Annotated in this window: 12 protein-coding genes; 3 read left to right on the top strand and 9 right to left on the bottom strand. The window is 39.7% G+C overall.

Annotation, left to right across the window (positions count from 1 at the left end; genetic code table 11):
- Positions 1-55: 55 nt before the first annotated feature.
- Entirely contained in the window at positions 56-1,324 is a 1,269-nt protein-coding gene (locus tag LO761_RS03190; protein ID WP_407951538.1) for a 3-keto-disaccharide hydrolase, read from the top strand.
- A 397-nt stretch (positions 1,325-1,721) separates the two neighbouring features.
- Positions 1,722-3,698 carry a hypothetical protein gene (locus LO761_RS03185; protein WP_272816875.1) on the top strand — a complete coding sequence of 659 codons (1,977 nt, stop codon included), beginning with the start codon at positions 1,722-1,724 and terminating at the stop codon, positions 3,696-3,698.
- Between the two features lie 314 nt (positions 3,699-4,012).
- On the opposite strand, the gene thiL is transcribed toward LO761_RS03185, so the two are convergent.
- The 4 genes from thiL to sppA are packed head-to-tail and all read right to left on the bottom strand — an operon-like array spanning position 4,013 to position 8,709.
- Complete coding sequence (gene thiL / locus LO761_RS03180) at positions 4,013-5,059, bottom strand: thiamine-phosphate kinase (RefSeq protein ID WP_272816874.1); 1,047 nt, start codon at positions 5,057-5,059, stop codon at positions 4,013-4,015.
- A gap of 1 nt (position 5,060) precedes the next feature.
- Positions 5,061-5,870: a purine-nucleoside phosphorylase gene (locus LO761_RS03175; RefSeq protein WP_272816873.1), complete on the bottom strand. Its 810-nt coding sequence runs from the start codon at positions 5,868-5,870 to the stop codon at positions 5,061-5,063.
- Positions 5,815-6,930 (bottom strand): tetraacyldisaccharide 4'-kinase, encoded by a 1,116-nt coding sequence (gene lpxK / locus LO761_RS03170; protein WP_272816872.1) that lies wholly within the window; start codon positions 6,928-6,930, stop codon positions 5,815-5,817. The genes LO761_RS03175 and lpxK overlap by 56 nt, the downstream gene beginning before the upstream one ends.
- Positions 6,931-6,933: 3 nt before the next feature.
- On the bottom strand, positions 6,934-8,709 hold the full coding sequence (sppA, locus tag LO761_RS03165; protein WP_272816871.1) for a signal peptide peptidase SppA: 1,776 nt from the start codon (positions 8,707-8,709) through the stop codon (positions 6,934-6,936).
- Positions 8,710-8,864: 155 nt separating this feature from the next.
- Between sppA and LO761_RS03160 the strand changes: the two genes are divergently transcribed.
- Positions 8,865-11,705, top strand: coding sequence for a bifunctional fucokinase/fucose-1-phosphate guanylyltransferase (locus tag LO761_RS03160; RefSeq protein ID WP_272816870.1), 2,841 nt, complete (start codon positions 8,865-8,867; stop codon positions 11,703-11,705).
- A 181-nt stretch (positions 11,706-11,886) separates the two neighbouring features.
- Here the strand turns inward: LO761_RS03160 and LO761_RS03155 are convergent, their stop codons facing one another.
- From LO761_RS03155 to LO761_RS03135, 5 genes are all read right to left on the bottom strand, one after another.
- The gene (locus LO761_RS03155; protein WP_272816869.1) at positions 11,887-13,263 is read right to left on the bottom strand and encodes an aminopeptidase P family protein; all 1,377 of its coding nucleotides are present in this window, start codon (positions 13,261-13,263) and stop codon (positions 11,887-11,889) included.
- Positions 13,264-13,275: 12 nt separating this feature from the next.
- Entirely contained in the window at positions 13,276-13,911 is a 636-nt protein-coding gene (locus tag LO761_RS03150) for a cytidylate kinase-like family protein (protein WP_272816868.1), read from the bottom strand.
- 85 nt (positions 13,912-13,996) lie between these two features.
- A complete protein-coding gene (locus tag LO761_RS03145) occupies positions 13,997-16,390 on the bottom strand; it encodes an outer membrane beta-barrel family protein (protein ID WP_272816867.1) in 2,394 nt (797 codons plus the stop codon).
- A 9-nt stretch (positions 16,391-16,399) separates the two neighbouring features.
- Positions 16,400-16,804 (bottom strand): DUF2141 domain-containing protein, encoded by a 405-nt coding sequence (locus LO761_RS03140; RefSeq protein WP_272816866.1) that lies wholly within the window; start codon positions 16,802-16,804, stop codon positions 16,400-16,402.
- Positions 16,805-17,542: 738 nt separating this feature from the next.
- The gene (locus tag LO761_RS03135) at positions 17,543-18,919 is read right to left on the bottom strand and encodes an MATE family efflux transporter (RefSeq protein WP_272816865.1); all 1,377 of its coding nucleotides are present in this window, start codon (positions 18,917-18,919) and stop codon (positions 17,543-17,545) included.
- Between the last annotated feature and the right edge of the window lie 91 nt (positions 18,920-19,010).

Raw genomic sequence — 19,010 nt, 5'->3', positions numbered from 1 at the left:
TATAATGATGTTCTAATAAATAATATTAGGAAAACATAGAATGAAAAGATTAGTTATGAAAAAGATATTGATAAATGTTTTGCCATTTCTAATGGTGCTTACATTATTCTCCTGTGGAGGCGGTCAGCAAAATAAGTTGACTTCGAAAGAACAGGCGGACGGGTGGGTGCTTTTATTTGACGGTCAGACAATGAATGGCTGGAGAGACTATAATGGCACGACCCTCACGGAACCCTGGCATGTGGTTGATGGCTGTATACAAGCCAAAGGAGATGGTAGTGACGGGAGTGGGTATATTGTTACGGACAGGGAATATGAGAACTTTGAACTTGTTTGGGATTGGAAACTCTCGAAGGGTGGTAACAGCGGGATGCTTTATCACGTAGTAGAGCGTCCCCAATTTAAAGTTCCATACGTGACAGGACTGGAATATCAACTGATTGATGAGCCGAATTTTCCGGACAAATTGGAGGAATGGCAGAAACTTGGGGTTGATTACGCGATGTATCTGCCGGATAAGTCTAAGATGAAAGTTCATCCTGCCGGCGAATGGAATACTTCTAAAATTGTGTTCGACAATGGTCATGTGGAGCATTGGCTTAACGGAGAGAAGATTCTTGAGTTTGAGGCTTGGACGGATGATTGGTTTCAACGGAAGAACAGTGGCAAATGGGCAGACGCTCCGGAATATGGCTTGTCTCGTAAAGGACTTATCTGCTTGCAAGACCATGGTTATCCTGCGTCTTTCCGTAATATAAAACTGAAAGAGTTACCACGTAAGAATGAAACGGTAGAATTGTTTAACGGTTTGGACCTGAAAGGCTGGGAAGCATTCGGAAAAGAACAATGGTATGTGCAGGATGGACTTTTGGTTTGTGAGAGCGGACCTGAAAAGAAGTATGGTTATCTTGCGACCACCAAGTATTATGATGACTTTGACTTGACACTGGACTTCAAACAGGAGGCGAATGGAAATTCCGGAGTGTTTATTCGTTCTATTGTAGATAAGGAGGCAGTGGTTGAGGGCTGGCAGGTTGAGGTTGCTCCAAAGGGTAATGACACCGGTGGAATATACGAGTCGTACGGACGAGGTTGGCTTGTTCAAATTCCTGACGAGAAAGAGAATATCTTAAAAGAAGGGGAGTGGAATACGATGCGTATTAAAATGCAAGGAGATCATGTGACTACATGGTTGAATGGTCAGGAAATGGTAAACATAACAGACGAGCTGATTGGGAAGGGACATGGTCGAATCGCTCTTCAGATTCATGATGGTGGTGGAATAAAAGTGCTTTGGCGTAATCTGAAATTGACAACCTTATAAAAATAGTAAAGCCGAGATTTATACTTGAATGTGAACTTAATCATTCAATATAGAGAAGTGCATATAAACTATTTTTCTAATTTTCTCTCATAGGTAATATTTTTTAAGGTTGAGGTGGCTGCGTGTGAACGTTGCCACCTTTTTAATTTTTTATTTGATTTTTCGCTTATATGCTTTTGAATGTGTACTTTTGCAATTCGTTAATCAACAATCAATTTTGTAAAATGAGTTTTTTGTTAAAGTAATTCGTATTCATCTCCTATTTGTTCTTATCTATGACCTATTTGTTTGACATGTAAAAAGATCAAAGATGAAAAAGAATGATACGAGATGATTTTTTGTATGAGAAATTGATGATAGAAGGAGTATTGAAAGGAATAGATAATAATAATAAAGAATGAAATTTAGTTTAAAAACATTATTAATAAGTATGTGGGTTCTTGGCTTTGCATCATGTACCCATCAACAAGTCGTTGCAAATCAGTCGATGGTAGGGTCTCCGTTTAAAATGATTCTCCGTACATGGGATCATTATTATCTGGATACGTTATTGCGTGAACAATTGGTCGGCTCTTTAAAAAAGTACCCGGCATTTGATGTTGTATGGTTGGCTCCTAAAGGAGATGATTGCCTGGATTATAGATTGGAATCTCATGTTGGTTGTGCCGATTCCATGAATATATTGGTCAACGAGTTGCGTCAACTGGGACTCCAAGTTGGTATAGAAGGACTAACCATAGGCCATTTTGATAATCCGAACAGTATTAATAAGATATCTTATGGAAAGACCGATTATAGGGGAATTGCTCCGCCATGGAAATCGGCAGTGGGATTCTTAGGTGAGCAGACTATGATACAAAGTTGTCCCCGTCAATCCGACTTTCTTGATTTCATTGGAAAATATTATGCGTTATACGCAGAAAAGATTCATCCCGATTATATTTGGTTGGATGATGACTTTCGCCTGAACAATCATCAGCCCGCTACCTTGATTTGTTTCTGTGATACCTGTATCAATCAGTTTAATAAGGAAGTAGGCGGGGACTACACATTAGAAACCTTGACAAAAGGTTTGGAGGATAATAAAGATAACGGATTATTACGTGAGCAATGGCGGAAATTCGGTCAGGAAAGTCTGTCCGGAATAGTTCGTTCCATCGGGCGATCTGTCCACAAGGTATCCCCTGAAACCCATATTGGAATAGAGAATGCATTCAACAGGACTTTGCCTGTGACAGGACCATCAAATAATTTGTCGTTTGATGTTATTAAGGAAGAAACGGGATATCCAGCCGCTTGTCGTCCGGGTGCCGGCTTCTATGATGATCATGAACCGAGAGGAATGATAGCAAAAGCGTATGAACTGGCTCGACAGATCCGTCGGCTGAACTCAAATGTACTGGAGATTCCACCGGAGATAGAGTGCTATCATCATACTTCCTCCGGAAAAAGCCCAAGAGGAATTTGTTTGGAGTCCATGCTTTATATGGCAATGGGCGGAAATCAGCTATCGTATGCGATAATAGGTTCGGCAGATGAACCAATGGATTGGTACGCAAGTCATTACTTTAAATATTTGTTGGATTGGCGTAATGATTTTAAGAGGTATGCCGACTTTAATTACGGAACCGAGCCGGGAGGATTGGATTCCTATATCAGTCCTAGCATTTTAGACCGTTTAAAATATAAGAATACCGGAAAAGCAGACTGGGAATATTACACATGGACATTGAATAACTCAGGAAATATGGTTAATGATTTAGCTGTATTAGGAATTCCTTTTTCTCCCGAAGGTCATTATGCGTCAGGTTATATTCTTGATAAAGAAGCTGTTGAAACTTTATCTCAAGAAGAGATGGAGAGATTTTGCGCTAAGGGGCTGATATTGGATGAAGATGGATGGAAAATCTACCAATTGTTAGGAGGAGATAAAGAATGGAAATTGGTCGATGCTCCAAGTAATATCGGGAACGCAAGATTCTATGTAACAGATAAAGGCGGGCGTTTGGCTGTTCTTCCTACTTACAGTGCCGCTAATGTGAATATTAAACGTCGTTCAGAACTCTTGGCTGTTGCCGATTGGGTATCATTTGGAAAGCTGCCTGCTATAATTGAGACTCAAGCTCAGATGGTTGCAATTCCACGTATCGATAAAGATAACCATTTGCGGAGTGTTTTGTTATTGAACTGCAGTATTTCCGATCAGGGAGAGACAACAATCCGTTTACGCGGCTGTTCAGATAAAACGAAATTTATTTATCATGAGCACGGGAAGTCGGATGTTACATTGACTTTGAAGAAAGATGGGCAAGATATATTGGTTACTGTTCCCGGAGTGGATGATTGGATGGTTGGATGGATTTCGATAGAGTGAGAAAATCAGCGGGACACCAATACAAAAGATAGGGTTGTTTGGCTGAATCTCAATATTCTAATATGAGTCCGGCGAATCTGAAATAATACGGACAGTGTATCGTTGCTTCTTCTTAAATGGAGAAACACTGCTTTTAGAGATATCAATAATATAAACTACATTTCTGATGCGTATGAAGATGAAAACTGATGCGTATGAGTTACTCAATTGATGCGTATGAGTTGACCGGTTCATCCGCATGAGTTGGTTGATTCATACGTATCACTTTTATAGCTTATCTGTACGACTTTGGGTGTTGTTGAAGATAGAATCGATTACTTTTCTTTTAATGGATTCCAACCTTGAGCCTTTAATGTAAATTCCTGATTGTCGCGTGAGATAAGCATCGTGCCAAGTTCAGGTTTCGTGATATAACCGATTTCTTTTACTCCTTCCCAATCGTCTATTCTGCCGTGCATGGTCAGTGGGACAGTAAAGAGCAGTTCATAATCTTCACCTCCGTTAAGTGCGCAAGTTGTTACATTCATATTCAGTTCTTCAGCCATTACAGCCGTTTGATAATCAATAGGAATGCGATCTTCATAAATACGGCATCCAACATTACTCTGTGAACAGATATGCATCAGTTCGGAAGAAAGTCCATCCGAGATATCCATCATTGATGTCGGTTTGATACCTCTTGATTTCAATTCAGCAATGATATCTTTGCGGGCTTCCGGCTTTAGCTGGCGTTCGAGAATATATTCTTTTCCTGAGAAATCAGGGTTCACTTCTTCCTTTCCTTGGAAAATAGCTTTCTCTCTTTCCAGAAGTTGTAATCCCATATAAGCGGAACCTAAGTCGCCACTTACACAAATAATATCATTTTCTTTAGCCCCATTACGGTAAACGATTTGATCTTTATCGGCCGTGCCGATACAAGTGACGCTGATAGCCAGACCTGTCATAGAAGGAGTTGTATCACCTCCCACCAAGTCGACGTGGTAAGTATTGCATGCCAAGCGTATTCCCGCGTATAGCTCTTCCATATCTTCTACGCAGAAACGTTTTGAGATGGCTAAAGATACTGTAATTTGTTTGGGCGTTCCATTCATGGCATAGATATCCGAGAAGTTAACTACAGCCGACTTATATCCCAAGTGTTTTAACGGGGTGTATTCCAAATCGAAATGTACTCCTTCCATTAATAAGTCTGTTGTTACTAAAACTTGTTGGTCAGGATCGGGATAGGAGAGGACTGCAGCATCATCTCCTATTCCGTATTTTGTTTCTTCATGGACGAATTGTATTCCTTCTGTTAAATGTTTAATCAGTCCGAATTCGCCTAATGTCGCAATTTCTGTCCTATTGTGTTCTTGCATTTCAGCTTCGTTTGATCATTTCACTCATAATAACGGTCATCTTTTCCTCAGAAGCATTGGCTGCTTTCTGAACATCTTCATGAGAGATTTTCTGAATACGCCCTTCTACTCCCATATCGGTAATGACTGAGACACCGAATACTTTAATGCCACAGTGATTAGCTACAATTACTTCGGGGACGGTGGACATGCCGACAGCGTCAGCTCCAAGTAAACGGAACATTTTGTATTCGGCAGGAGTCTCGTAAGTAGGGCCTTGAGTCCCCAAATAAACACCTTGCTGAACGGCTATATTTTTATCTTTTGCTATCTCCAACGCAAGCTTTATCAAGCCTTTATCGTATGCTTCGCTCATATCAGGGAAACGAGGTCCGTCTCCGATATTCGGACCATTCAATGGATGTTCGGGGAAGAAGTTGATATGGTCGGTGATAATCATTAAGTCCCCTACATTGAAAGCAGGGTTTGTTCCACCTGAAGCGTTGGAAACGAATAGTGTCTTTATTTCCAATTCATTCATTACTCGAACAGGGAAGGTAACTTGTTTCATGTTATACCCCTCATAGAAATGGAAACGACCTTCCATCGCTACAATATCTTTACCCCCTAATTTGCCGAAGATAAGTTGTCCGGCATGTCCCTCAACTGTTGAAACCGGAAAGTTTGGAATATCTTTGTATGAGATGCAATATGAATCACTAATATCATTTGCTAAACGTCCCAGACCTGTGCCTAAAATAATAGCTGTCTTAGGATTAGTGTGCATTTTCTGTTTGAGAAAAGCGGCTGTTTCTCTGATTTTTTCTAACATAGTCTGTTATATTTAAATTAAATGATTGTTGATCTTGTAGGAATGAAATTTCAACCGGAAGAATATAGATGTATGGTTTTAACGCTTCGTCAAGTAACGGATGATGTTCTAAACGGGATGCGTCTTTCTCGGTGGTGATAATCATTCTTTTTTTCTCAGGTAATTTTAGGAACCGTTCCTTCAGCAAGTTCAAATCTGTTGCTGTAAAGTTATGATGATCTCCAAATGTCAGGGGGGAAACATGTTTATTGTATGGTCTTAAATCATGAATTAATTTCTTGGGTGAAGCGATTCCTGTTAATAAAAGAATATGCACATCCTTGTTTATACAGCTTAACGGATAGGTCTTGCCTGTTTTCTTTAATGGATACAGATTGCCATAATTCAAAGTGGTGAAATACAATTGCTGATAACGGAATAAATCCATTTGTTTAGTTAATATGCGATACTCCATCGGATTCATTTCTTTCGGACATTTTGTGATGATAACAATATTGGCTCTTGTCTTTCCTGACTGGTGCTCTCGTAATTTACCCGCGGGAAGTAATTTGTCTTCTGAAATCATCCGATGATAATCGACCAGTAGAATATTTAATCCGGGCTTTACATAGCGATGTTGGAATGCATCGTCTAACAGGATGACATCCAAACCGGGGGCTATTGATTCTTTCATCAGTGTTTCTATACCTTCGCGTCGGTTGGCGTCAACAGCAATATATGCATTGGGGAATTTCTCTTTCATCTGATAAGGCTCATCTCCAATTACTGAACTTGGAGTTTCCGGCTTAGCTAAGATGAATCCTTGTGATTTACGTTTGTAGCCTCTGCTGAGGACAGCAACTTTCCATTGACGGCTCAACAACTTTATTAGATATTCTGTGTGGGGAGTCTTTCCTGTTCCGCCAACCGTTAGGTTTCCTATTGAGATAATAGGAATAGGGTAGCTGCGTTCTTCGAGTACACCGGCATCGAAGAGTTTATTCCGCAGACTGACACCTAAGCCATAGATCCACGAAGCAGGCAAAAGCCACTTTTTAATATCTACAGAGTTGTCTTCCATTCATTATTTTATATTCAGATCGAATGGTAAACGAGCTTGAATAGGATCTGTGTTCCTCAGATTTCTAAGGAATTGGAATTTAGTGAAATACTCTCCTAATTCGTTTTGGAGTTTATCTTTAACCATTCTGTCTTTTTCTGTATTTATTAAAGAACTGAGAACATTTTCTTTAGCAGGGTAATTTAAAACGCTGTAATTCTCTATACCGGCAGCTTTGGCAGCAATGTCGATAGCGGTATCCAGACCACCTATCACGTCAACAAGTCCTAAGTCTTTTGCTCTTTCACCTGTCCACACTCGACCTTCTGCGATTTTCTCAACAGCTTCCGGTGTCATGTGACGACCATCGGCACATCGTTTGATGAAAGTAGCGTAGCCATGGTTGATATAGTTTTGCATTACAGCTTTTTCTTCTTCGTTTAACGGACGAGATAATGCCCCAAAGTCGCTCATTTTATTCGACTTGACAACATCGAAATGAATACCAAGCTTATTTGTCAGCAAGTTACTTGCGTCAGGAAACATACCAAAGATACCGATAGAACCGGTCAATGTTGTTGCTTCTGCTACGATGGTATCGGCAGCACATGAAATATAGTAGCCTCCCGAAGCGGCATAGTCTCCCATGGAGACGATGATAGGCTTTTTTCCTTTGATTTTCTGTACTTCGTTCCATATTTGTTCCGAACCATAAGCACTTCCGCCGGGTGAATTTACCCGCAGAACAATAGCTTTTATATCTTTATCTTTGCTTAATTTCGCTAAGTCTTTGGCTACTTTCTTAGAATCAATATTATCACTTCCTGTAGAAGCTAAGCCTCCGTTGGGATCGATTTCGCCATAAGCATAGTAGACAGCAAGAGCATTACCACTTTTATCTTTGGGAACGCTGCGTTTGACGTTAATCATATCTTCCAACAGTAACGTGTTCAGATTTTCATCTTCCGGAGTACCGGTCAATTGTTTTAAGTAGTTACTCACATCGCTTTTATAGATTAGTGTATCTACCATTCCACATTTTAGATATTCTTCAGCAGGAACTAAGTCCATCAGCTTATCGGCGTAAGCATTGAGTGAATCGACAGGGATATTTCTGCTTTCGGATATCTCCTGAATCATTTTTTCCCATATATCATTGATGAATACGCTGACCTGTTCACGATTAGCATCGCTCATTTGTGTTGAAGTGAATGGTTCTACAGCCGACTTATACGTTCCTACTTTGAAAACTTGCATCTGAACTCCTAATTTGTCCAGAAGTTCTTTATAGAATACCGGCTCCGATGCTAATCCATGCCAACTTAAAGATCCTTGTGGATTGCTTATCACCTTATCGGCAACACTGGCGATGTAATAAGTCCCTTGGGTATATTGGTCAGCGTAGGCAACTATAAACTTACCACTTTCTTTAAAGTCGAGTAATGCACGACGGATTTCTTCATTGGTAGCAAACGAGGAAGATGCCAATAGCGAAGATTCTAAATAAATTCCTTTAATCTTCTCATTTTCTTTCGCTTTTTTTATGGATGACAAGATATCATCCAGTCCGTATGTACTATAATCCTCACCAAAAATTTGGTCAAAAGGACTGTCTTTATATCGTTCCACAATGTTGCCATCGAGTTTTAATTCAAAGATGGAATTGTCCCAAACCTTTGTTTCAGAATCCGATGAAGCGAACATTCCAACAATAGATACGATTCCTATGATAATAAAAACGATACCGGCAAGAACAATGGCGACAAGTGTGGCTAACACATATTTCAGAAAATCTTTCATTTCATTTATAAATTGGTAATTGTATACATGGCACTAAAAATCAAACAAAAATAAAATATTGTATCCAAAAAAGCAAAGATTGTGCTTGATTTTATATATAAGTTTAGTTAGGAATGTGATTTTTCAAGTATATTTGTAGTATTAATCTTTAGAAAATGAAAAAATTACTTTCCATCCCGCCTAATTTGGTAGATTGTTTTTATGATATAGAACATGTTGATCCGAAAGAATGGTTTTGTACTTCTGATCCTGTTGGTTGTAAATTAGGTTCCGGAGGTGGTACAACTTGGTTGTTAGAAGCTTGCCAGAAGCATTGGGCCCCTTCAGAGGAATTCGTCTCTTGGTTGGGCAGTGAGAAGCGAATTCTTCTTCATGCCGGAGGACAGAGCCGCCGTCTGCCGGGGTACGCTCCGTCAGGGAAGATACTTACTCCGATTCCTGTTTTCCGTTGGGCCAGAGGACAGCGTCTCACCCAAAATCTTCTCTCTTTGCAATTGCCTTTGTATGAACAGATAATGGAAAAAGCTCCTGTATCTCTCCATACGCTCATTGCCAGTGGTGATGTATATATCCGTGCTGAACAGAATCTTCAACCGATACCTGAGGCTGATGTGGTATGTTATGGTTTGTGGGTGAATCCGAATCTGGCAAAAAATCATGGCGTATTTTTATCTTCCCGAAAGAATCCCGATGTACTCGATTTTATGCTTCAAAAACCTTCTGTAGAGGAACTTGGAAAGTTGTCTCAAACTCATCTCTTCCTGATGGATATAGGTATTTGGCTGTTGAGTGACAAAGCTGTTGAGCTTCTTATTAAACATTCTAAGAGAGGTGATAAAATATCTTATTATGATATGTATTCAGAGTTTGGGTTGGCTTTAGGTGCCCATCCTCGGATTCAAGATGAAGAACTGAATCAATTGTCTGTTTCCATTTTGCCTTTACCGGGAGGAGAGTTCTATCACTATGGAACAAGTAGGGAACTTATTGCTTCTACCGTTGCAATTCAGAATCTGGTCAATGATCAGACAAAGATAATGCATCATAAAGTGAAGCCGCATCCTGCTATGTTCACTCAGAATGCAAGGATTTTGAAAAAGTTGGAAGGTGAAAACTCTGAACTCTGGGTAGAAAACAGTTGGATAGGAGCGCATTGGACTTTACATCATCAGCATATTATTACGGGAATTCCTCAAAATAATTGGACTCTTAACCTTCCGGCCGGTGTATGCGTCGATGTGGTTCCCATGGGTAATGATGCTTATGTAGCTCGTCCTTACGGCTTTATGGATAAGTTTAAAGGTGCTGTCGATAATCCGGATACGATGTTTCTTGGGAATCCCTTTGTGGAGTGGGCAAATGTTAGAAACGTTGACATAAAGTCTGTGGAAGGAAAAGAAGATCTGCAATCGGCTCGTATCTTCCCTGAAGTGACAGATATTGAACAATTAGGGATAGTCATGCGTTGGATGGTGTCAGAGCCTGAGCTTTCCGAAGGTGCCGGAATATGGAAGAACAGCAAAAAACTTTCTGCTGATGAGATTTCCTCTTTTGCCAACCTCCGTCGTTTAGTTAAGCAGCGTGAAGTATTCCGTGATGATAATTGGCCGTTGCTTGCCGAGAATTATGAACATAGCGTGTTCTATCAAGTGAATCTGGAAGAAGCGGCTCAGGTGTTCGCAAATAAGAAGATGGCACTTCCTGCAGCACTGCCCGAGTTTGCTCCATTAATGACAAAGATAAGTGATAGCATGTTCCGTGCTCGTGTTAATCAGTTGGAAGGACTTCCTTATAAAACGGATGAAGAGCGTGCATTCAGTATTATGCGTGAAGGTTTGACGGAATCTGTTCTACAAAAGAAACAACATCCCAAGCTCTCGGTATATGCTGATCAGATAGTCTGGGGACGTAGTCCTGTCCGTATTGATTTGGCCGGTGGATGGACAGATACTCCTCCTTATTGCTTGGCGGAAGGTGGCAGTGTGGTGAATATTGCCATTGAATTGAACGGTCAACAACCGCTTCAGGTTTATGTGAAACCCGGTAAAGAGAATAAGATTATTCTTCGTTCTATTGATTTAGGTGCCGTGGAAGTGGTTAATACGTATGAAGAGTTGTACGATTTTAAACATGTAGGCTCTCCGTTCTCTATCCCGAAGGTAGCTTTAGCTCTGGCCGGATTTTATCCGGTTTTCAGTATGGAGTCTTATAATACATTAGAAGAACAGCTTAAAGCATTTGGGGGAGGTTTTGAGGTAACCTTATTCTCTGCTATTCCCGCAGGTTCCGGCTTAGGGACAAGTTCTATTTTAGCCTCTACTGTGCTTGGAGCTATATCCGATTTCTGTGGGCTGAATTGGGATAAGAATGAAATATGTAATCGTACGTTGGTTTTAGAACAGTTGCTTACTACCGGTGGCGGCTGGCAGGATCAGTATGGCGGTGTGCTTCGTGGAGTAAAGCTGTTAGAAACGACTCAGGGCATGGATCAGAATCCGCAAGTCCGCTGGTTGCCCGACTATTTGTTTACAGCTCCTGAGTATCAGGCTTGTCAGCTTTTGTATTACACGGGAATTACTCGTACGGCAAAGGGGATTTTGGCTGAAATTGTCCGTAATATGTTTCTTAACTCTACAGAACATTTAGATTTGTTGGCAAAGATGAAGCATCATGCCATGGATTTATACGAGGCTGTACAACGGGAGAATTTTGATGAAATGGGACGTCTGGTAAAGAAGACATGGGAACAAAATAAGAAATTGGATTCCGGAACGAATCCACCTCAGGTGGAGGAACTGATTGCGAAGATAAAGGATTATTGCCTTGGATATAAACTTCCCGGCGCAGGAGGTGGAGGCTTCCTCTACATGATTGCTAAAGATGCTGAAGCTGCTGCCCGAATCCATCAGATTCTTACCAAAGAACGGATAAACGACAAAGCTCGTTTTGTTAAGATGGCCTTATCAGACAAAGGTTTTCAAGTCAGTAGGAGTTAGGAGTCTTTATCAATAGATAATGTCGTATATATAAACCATAAAAATAATACGGATGAGTTGAATAACTCGTACGCATGAACTTGTCAACTCATCCGCATCACTTTGTCAACTCATCCGCATCACTTTGTTAACTCATCCGCATAAACCTTAATGATATACTGAAGTCCTCTAATTAATTGCTTTATCTCAGAGCTTCCACTTCATTGGCATAGACAGGGACATACAGATTGCCCAACCTTCTTGCTCCATCTTTGGTGATGACATAATCCTCTTCGTTACGCAGACCGGTGAAATCTTTATAAGTCTCCAACTTATCGTAATTGATAAAATCCAAGAACTTATGCTCCGCTCTCCAATAATCTATCAGTTCAGGGATAAAGTAGATACCGGGTTCGATGGTGAGAACGAATCCGGGTTCTAACGAACGAGCTAAACGTAATGATTTGTAACCGAACATGGTGCTCTTAGGTTGACCGTTGTACCCCACCCATACTTCACCTAAGTTTTCCATGTCGTGAACGTCTAAGCCCATCATGTGACCTAATCCACAAGGGAAAAACATGGCATGTACCCCTAACTCAACAGCCTCGTCAGGGTCGTTTTTTGTCAGACCTAAGCCTTTCAATCCTTCGAATATAGTTCGGCAGGCCAACTTATGAATATCTTTGAACGGAACTCCCGGTTTTAAGGCATGAACGGCATTTATATGAGCGGCTACTTGAATATCATAAATCTCTTTCTGACGTGATGAGAATTTCTTTCCTGCAGGAATCGTTGATGACATATCACCGGCATAACCCATCTGAGTTTCACAACCGGCGTCAACCAACAGCATATCTCCTTCTTTTACCACATTCGTGTGGATGTGGTTGTGTAGTGTCTGCCCACATACAGTGGCAATAGTGGGGAACGACAACGGACATCCGTTCGACTTGGCTGTGGCTTCAATGATGGCAGCTACTTCATATTCCTTCATTCCTACGCGAAGTTCTTTCATGGCGGCAATGTGCATCTTGGCAGTAACCGTGCAAGCCTTGTCAATTTCCATTATCTCCTCTTCGGTTTTATGGTTACGCATATCCACAATGGTACGTATCATAGGAATAGAAGGCTCTTCTGCCCCCGGAGCAATGCCCAACAAATGGAATAGTTTCACTTGATGTTCCGGACGGTATGAAGGCAGATAATGTATCTGTTGTCCTTTAGCTGTTGCTTGACTCAGATATTTCTTTAGGGAGGATACGGGACGGACTTCTGTAATACCTACTGTCGAGGCTCTCTCACTCAAGGTTGGCTCTGTTCCCATCCAAACAATGTCGTCAATAGTCAGCTCGTTGCCGAAGATGATTTCTTTATCCTCGTCAATGTCGATAACCGCGTACAGATTGACAAAACTTAAGCCGAAATAATATAAAAAAGAAGAGTCTTGACGGAAACGGTATGTGTTATCCGTGTAGTTCATCCCACTCTCTTCATTCCCCAAGAAAAGTAATAAGCCGTTCCCAACAGTCTTTTTCAACTGTGCACGGCGATTGATATAAGTCTCTTTTGAAAACATGGTATGATGATTTTATTGTAAAGTTAATTTCGCTTCCACAAACGCCGCGATAAAGTCTACCGTCTTGTCAATACCCAAAACCGATGAGTCAATACACAGATGATAGGTGGCAGCAGCTCCCCATATTTTATTACTATAATAATTGTAGAAGGACGAACGCTTTTTGTCTGCTTCTTCTATCAGTTTTACGGCTTCTTCTTCTTCCGTAATGTTATGAATATTTCGTAGCCTTTCTATACGAGCTTCTTTTGATGCCGATACGAACACATTTACACATTGAGGATAATCGCGTAACACATAGTCGGCACAACGCCCGACAAAGAGACAAGATTTTTCGTCGGCCAGCTTACGAATCACATCACTTTGAATCTTAAACAGCGAGTCATTGCTTAAATAATTGTTGAATGAAGCTGTTGTTTCGCCGATGAATGGGAAACGTGTGCCAAGCATACCTCCTAAAACGTGTTGCTGAGCTTTTTCGTCTGCTTTCTCGAAGAATTCTTTACATAGTCCGCTTTCTTTCGAAGCCAACAGAATCAGTTCCCTGTCGTAGTAAGCTATATTGAAACGCTTTGACAGCTTCTGCCCGATTTCACGTCCTCCACTGCCTAACTGACGTCCTAAATTGATGACAAAATGTTCATTCATAGTCATTTCTTTTTATTCTTGGAACAAAGATAAAAAAAATCAATTGATTATGGTTTAAAAATCTTATTTGTTAAAGAGACATTGCTTAATTTCTGTTGCTAATGCTGTTGTTTAAGCGTTGCTTTTCTATTTCCATAGCACTCTCCACTTGATTCTTTTTGAAGGATTTTCCGGAGTTGAAGTTGTATTGCAGGCTGATATGGATAAATCTCGAAGAATTGCTTCCACAGAATGTTGAATAAGCAGTATAGTTACTCATATTTGTGAAGTAAGATGTCTTGGCGTTGAATATGTTCTTCATTCCTATTGTCATGCTGAGTTTATCTTTCATCAACTGTTTTTTGACATTCACGTGAAACAGATGTAAAGAGTTTATACCGGCATTTGCGGAGTAGAGTCTGCTGGTGCCTTGATATGCAAGTTCGATATAAAATTTGTGAGGCAGCGTGAATCCCGTATTTGCATTGACGAAATACAGATAATGCGACAGGCTGCTATTTGTATCCAAACTGGTGATGTTTTGTTTTACTCCAATGGCATTGATGTGCAATGTCCACCGGTTAGTAACCTGTATGGGAGCCGATACTACCATATACCAGTGGTTCTCCTTATCGTTATTCACCGGTGTAATATATGATACGGTAGGGTTCTCATTGTCTGTTTTTCCCAATTCTCTTATTAAGTTGTGATGTAAGTTCCCGCCTATAGACAGTATATAACGATAGTGATAGACAGCTGTTAAGCCTATCTTGTTGATGTAAGTAGGTTTCAGATTAGGATTGCCCACATAATAGGAGTAATCGTTGTATTGCACCCTGTTAGGGTTCAGATACCAAAAGTTAGGACGTTGTATACTTCTTGAGAATTGTGCAATCAGCATCATGGTTTTCATCTCATTGAAAGAGTAGGTGAGGCTTGCGTTCGGAAATAAGTCGAAGTATGATTTTTGTATTTCTTTTTGTTGACCTTTGGTATATGTATATTCTCCTCTCATGCCTATAGCAAAATCTATTCGCTTGAGCCTCATCGATGCAGTTCCGTATATGGCATGAATATTTTCGTTGTAATTCTGTGTATAGTGATATTGCGGTATGGGTATCCATTCCTTTTGATAATAACTCTGATAGTTTACCCAATCGTCCATTTTATTTCTTGTATATTTCATTCCTAATGTATATTTCAGACTCTTTTTTGCACTTTTGTTGAAAGCGATATCAGCAGTAAAAATCTTATAAGCAGATAAAGACTTGCTTTGATAAATAGAGTCTATGCTACCCGTATGCTTTAATTCAAAGATAGAGTGGTAATCGTTGTTTCCCTTTACCTCTTGATGGGTATAGTCAGCAATGAACTTCAGTATAGAGCCTGCGCTGTCAATCTTATGAATATAATTGAATGTCGCGGAGATATTTCTATTATTCTCTTTCTGATAGTAGTTGCCGACAGAATGGATGTTTAAACTGTTATTAATAATATCCGCTATACCTTTGGAAGACTTTTTATGATTGTTTTTTGTCATTTCCAATTCTAATCCTATACTATTCCGACTGTCGAGGTCGTAGATAGCGCCTGCTTGTCCAAACAAGGAATTAGGTTTGCTGTCTGTGCGCGAGTCAGAAGAAAAATTCCAATTGTCGTTATCAGCGTAATCGCGGTAACCGGTCATTACTTCTTTACCTTTCGCGGTAATGAGTCCGGTGCTTAAAATATTGAACGACCATCTTCCTGAATGGATATTCATGGAAACAGAAGCGGAGTAGTTGTTTATATATTCTCCTTGTGAGGTATTAGACTGTATGTTTCCGCTGATACCTTTCTCTTGTTGTTTCTTCAGAATGATTTTTATAACGCCGGAATTGGATTCTGCGCTGTATTCGGCTCCTGCAATGGGAATAATCTCTACCCTTGCTATATCACTTGACTTAAAATTCTTCAGGTAGTTTATCAGTTCACTGCCTTTTAGTTTTACTTCTTTCTCATTGATATATACTTTTGCTCCTTGTGCTCCGTTAATAGATATACCGTTATCATTAACAAATACTCCCGGAGCGAGTGGCAAGATTTCCGATGCGTTTTTGTTAAGAAAGAGCGATGGCGTGTTCATGTGCATGATAAATCGGTCGGTTTCCCGAGTGATGGGCTGTGCAGTGACAACTACATCATCAAGACTGACCTTCGATTCATTTATAATGAACTTTCCCATGTCTTGGTTTCCTTTGATTAACGTGACTTTTTCCCTTATTGGCTGATATGCGATATGCCGGATGATAACATGGTATGTACCGTCAGCGATGTTTAAACGAAATATTCCACAGGAGTCAGAAACGGCAGTGTTTATATAAATGGAATCGGATACCAATGCTATAGTGGCAAACTCAACAGGCTCACCTTTGCTATTGGCAACAATTCCTTGTCTCTGTTGGGCTTGAATGTGCCCCATTATCAGTGACGCGACAAATAGCATTGCCATCTTTTTCATGACACATAGTTAGTTTTGGTTGGACATCATAGATAGGATATTCAGCAGTTTGATATTCAAATTGGTTTGTCCTTCTTTTATCTTTGTCTCTTGCTTGTTGCAAGGCTCGATAGGAATGTTGTTTTCGTTCAGATTTAATTTAAAATCATCGTTCATGTCTTGGAATGCGCTGATTGTAATTTTTTTGTTCGTAGGGACATCTTTAATGATACACGATACATCATTGATGTCAGTAACCTCCGCAAATCCGGTGAAAGTCTTTGCGGGTTCATCTGAGGTAACGATGGCAACTAATACTTTACCTTTTGCTTCTTTTATTCCCTTGACGCAAACCTTTACATCTGTAGTTTGAGCCATCGTATGGGTGCAAGCTGATAATAAAACTACGGTGAATAAACGAATTAATTTTTTCATAATGTTTTGTTTTTTAATTGTTCGTTTTTATAATTCTTTCTTGTCATTACTTAATATTTTCTGCAAATATAAATTAGTTTATAATATAAATAAAATTATTCAATAAAATATTTTATGCAAATCGTAAAATAAATTGCGGATGACTATTTAATGTGTGTCAGATGTTACTTAAAGTAATGTGTGTTGTGTATCCCATTCCTTTTTAAATAGGTATACAGCTTTTTTGAAAGCAATAAAGTTTAGTTTTTGTTTCGATGTATAGGAATGTGAAAAGTAATGTGGATGAGCTTCCGTATTCATCAGAAGTATTTGTTTGTTCATACGTATCATCTACAAAACTCATGTGTATCATTTACTTGTTTCACTTATGTGATTCGCTTGTTTCACTTATGTGATTCGCTTGTTTCACTCATGTGATTCGCTTGTTTCACTCATGTGATTCGCTTGTTTCACTCATGTGATTCACTTGTTTCACTTATGTGAAACGAATAAATCTTTTGATGAAGATGGAAAATTATGTGTATCATTTTTTGTAATTTCTTTATGGTGTACTGAATATGCCTGACGAAAAAATAAAAACAACTATTAAATAGGTTGTAAGGCCGTTTTATCAGGAAAACAAGTTCTGAACCTCGTCTCTGTTAATAGAGCTTAAAATATTGTTAGTCTTGAGGAATTACTATATATTACTACATAATAAGCCTTATTATATATATTTTAGGTTAACAGTATGCCAAATTAACGTGTATGTTCTTCGTTATGCTGCTGTTTCTTGAATGACATAAATTGACGATAGAGCATTACAGCCGCAATAATGCTGGCAAATAAATCTGATACAGGCATACTCCACCAGATGCCGTCACCATTCAAGAATATAGGAAGAATGATAAGACATGGCAGCAGAAAGATTAGTTGACGAGTGAGAGAAAGGAAGATGGCTTTGCCTGCCATACCTATGCTTTGGAAAAAGTTGGCTGTTACCATTTGGAATCCGATAACAGGGAAGAAAATAAAGGTGATGCGCATTCCCTTAATCGATTTACTTATCAGTTCTTCGTCGCTGGTGAACATACGTGAAGCCAGTTCCGGTATTAGTTCACCTACCGTAAATCCTATAATCATGATTGCCGTGGCATAGTATATGGTGAGTTTCAATACTTGAGTTACCCGTTGGTACTGTTGGGATCCGAAGTTATATCCGGCAATAGGTTGCATACCTTGATTCATTCCCATAACAAACATGGCGAAGATGAACGCGATGCGATTAACGATGCCGTATGCCCCAATAGCTAAGTCGCCACCATACAGTTTTAATCCTTTATTAATAAAGATAACGATGAGACAGCTGGCCAGATTCATTAAGAATGGGGACATGCCAATGGCAAAGATTCGTTTGATAATGTGAGCGTTGAGTTTGTAAATGCCATGAGCGAAGTGCAATATTTCATTCTTATTTGTAAAAATCTTAATCTGCCAACAAAGCGAGATGATTTGTGCCAGAACGGTGGCACAAGCAGCTCCCTGAATACCCCAGTCGAATAAAAATATAAATATCGGATCAAGAATAGTATTGATAACTACCGTATTGATAGTGGCTATCATTGCTTCTTTGGGGTGACCTGACGCACGAAGCACTCCATTCATACCGAAGTACATGTGAGTTATTAAGTTACCATAAAGGTTGATAGACATATATTGATGTGCGTACGGCAACGTATCTTCACTGGCTCCGAAGAAATAAAGGATAGGATCGAGGAATACAAGTGAAAGGATGGTGAATACCACACCGATGATGATATTTAATGTAAAGACATTTCCAAAGACATGTTTTGCCAAATCGTAGTTCTTCTGTCCGAGCTGAACAGAAATAAGAGCGGCGGCACCTACTCCTACCAATGTTCCAAAAGCAGTAGAAAGATTCATGAACGGAAAGCAGACGGCGATGGCTGAAATAGCCAAAGAACCCACCCCATGTCCAATAAAAATGCTGTCGACTGTATTGTAAAGCGATGAGGCAGTCATAGCAACAATGGAAGGAAGAGCGTATTGCAATAATAATTTGCCAATCGGTTTAGTGCCCAATTCCTGTGCTCTGCTTAATCCTGTTTTTTCCATGAATTTCATTAAAATAGTCCGCAAAGTTACATAATTTATGTAATTAAAAAGGAGAATAGAATATCTTTTAGCTATCTTTGCCAAATTAATT

The organism is Phocaeicola oris, assembly GCF_021295095.1.
GTDB classification, from domain to species: Bacteria; Bacteroidota; Bacteroidia; order Bacteroidales; family Bacteroidaceae; genus Phocaeicola; species Phocaeicola oris.
Note: the sequence above shows the minus strand (reverse complement) of the source record. Positions and strands in the feature narration are given on the sequence as shown.

What these genes read in the sequence shown, in the direction of transcription:
- LO761_RS03190 (WP_407951538.1), top strand. Translation starts at nt 56, where the DNA reads ATGAAAAAGATATTGATAAATGTTTTGCCATTTCTAATGGTGCTTACA.
- LO761_RS03185 (WP_272816875.1), top strand. Translation starts at nt 1,722, where the DNA reads ATGAAATTTAGTTTAAAAACATTATTAATAAGTATGTGGGTTCTTGGC.
- thiL (WP_272816874.1), bottom strand. Translation starts at nt 5,059, where the DNA reads ATGCAAGAACACAATAGGACAGAAATTGCGACATTAGGCGAATTCGGA.
- LO761_RS03175 (WP_272816873.1), bottom strand. Translation starts at nt 5,870, where the DNA reads ATGTTAGAAAAAATCAGAGAAACAGCCGCTTTTCTCAAACAGAAAATG.
- lpxK (WP_272816872.1), bottom strand. Translation starts at nt 6,930, where the DNA reads ATGGAAGACAACTCTGTAGATATTAAAAAGTGGCTTTTGCCTGCTTCG.
- sppA (WP_272816871.1), bottom strand. Translation starts at nt 8,709, where the DNA reads ATGAAAGATTTTCTGAAATATGTGTTAGCCACACTTGTCGCCATTGTT.
- LO761_RS03160 (WP_272816870.1), top strand. Translation starts at nt 8,865, where the DNA reads ATGAAAAAATTACTTTCCATCCCGCCTAATTTGGTAGATTGTTTTTAT.
- LO761_RS03155 (WP_272816869.1), bottom strand. Translation starts at nt 13,263, where the DNA reads ATGTTTTCAAAAGAGACTTATATCAATCGCCGTGCACAGTTGAAAAAG.
- LO761_RS03150 (WP_272816868.1), bottom strand. Translation starts at nt 13,911, where the DNA reads ATGAATGAACATTTTGTCATCAATTTAGGACGTCAGTTAGGCAGTGGA.
- LO761_RS03145 (WP_272816867.1), bottom strand. Translation starts at nt 16,390, where the DNA reads ATGAAAAAGATGGCAATGCTATTTGTCGCGTCACTGATAATGGGGCAC.
- LO761_RS03140 (WP_272816866.1), bottom strand. Translation starts at nt 16,804, where the DNA reads ATGAAAAAATTAATTCGTTTATTCACCGTAGTTTTATTATCAGCTTGC.
- LO761_RS03135 (WP_272816865.1), bottom strand. Translation starts at nt 18,919, where the DNA reads ATGGAAAAAACAGGATTAAGCAGAGCACAGGAATTGGGCACTAAACCG.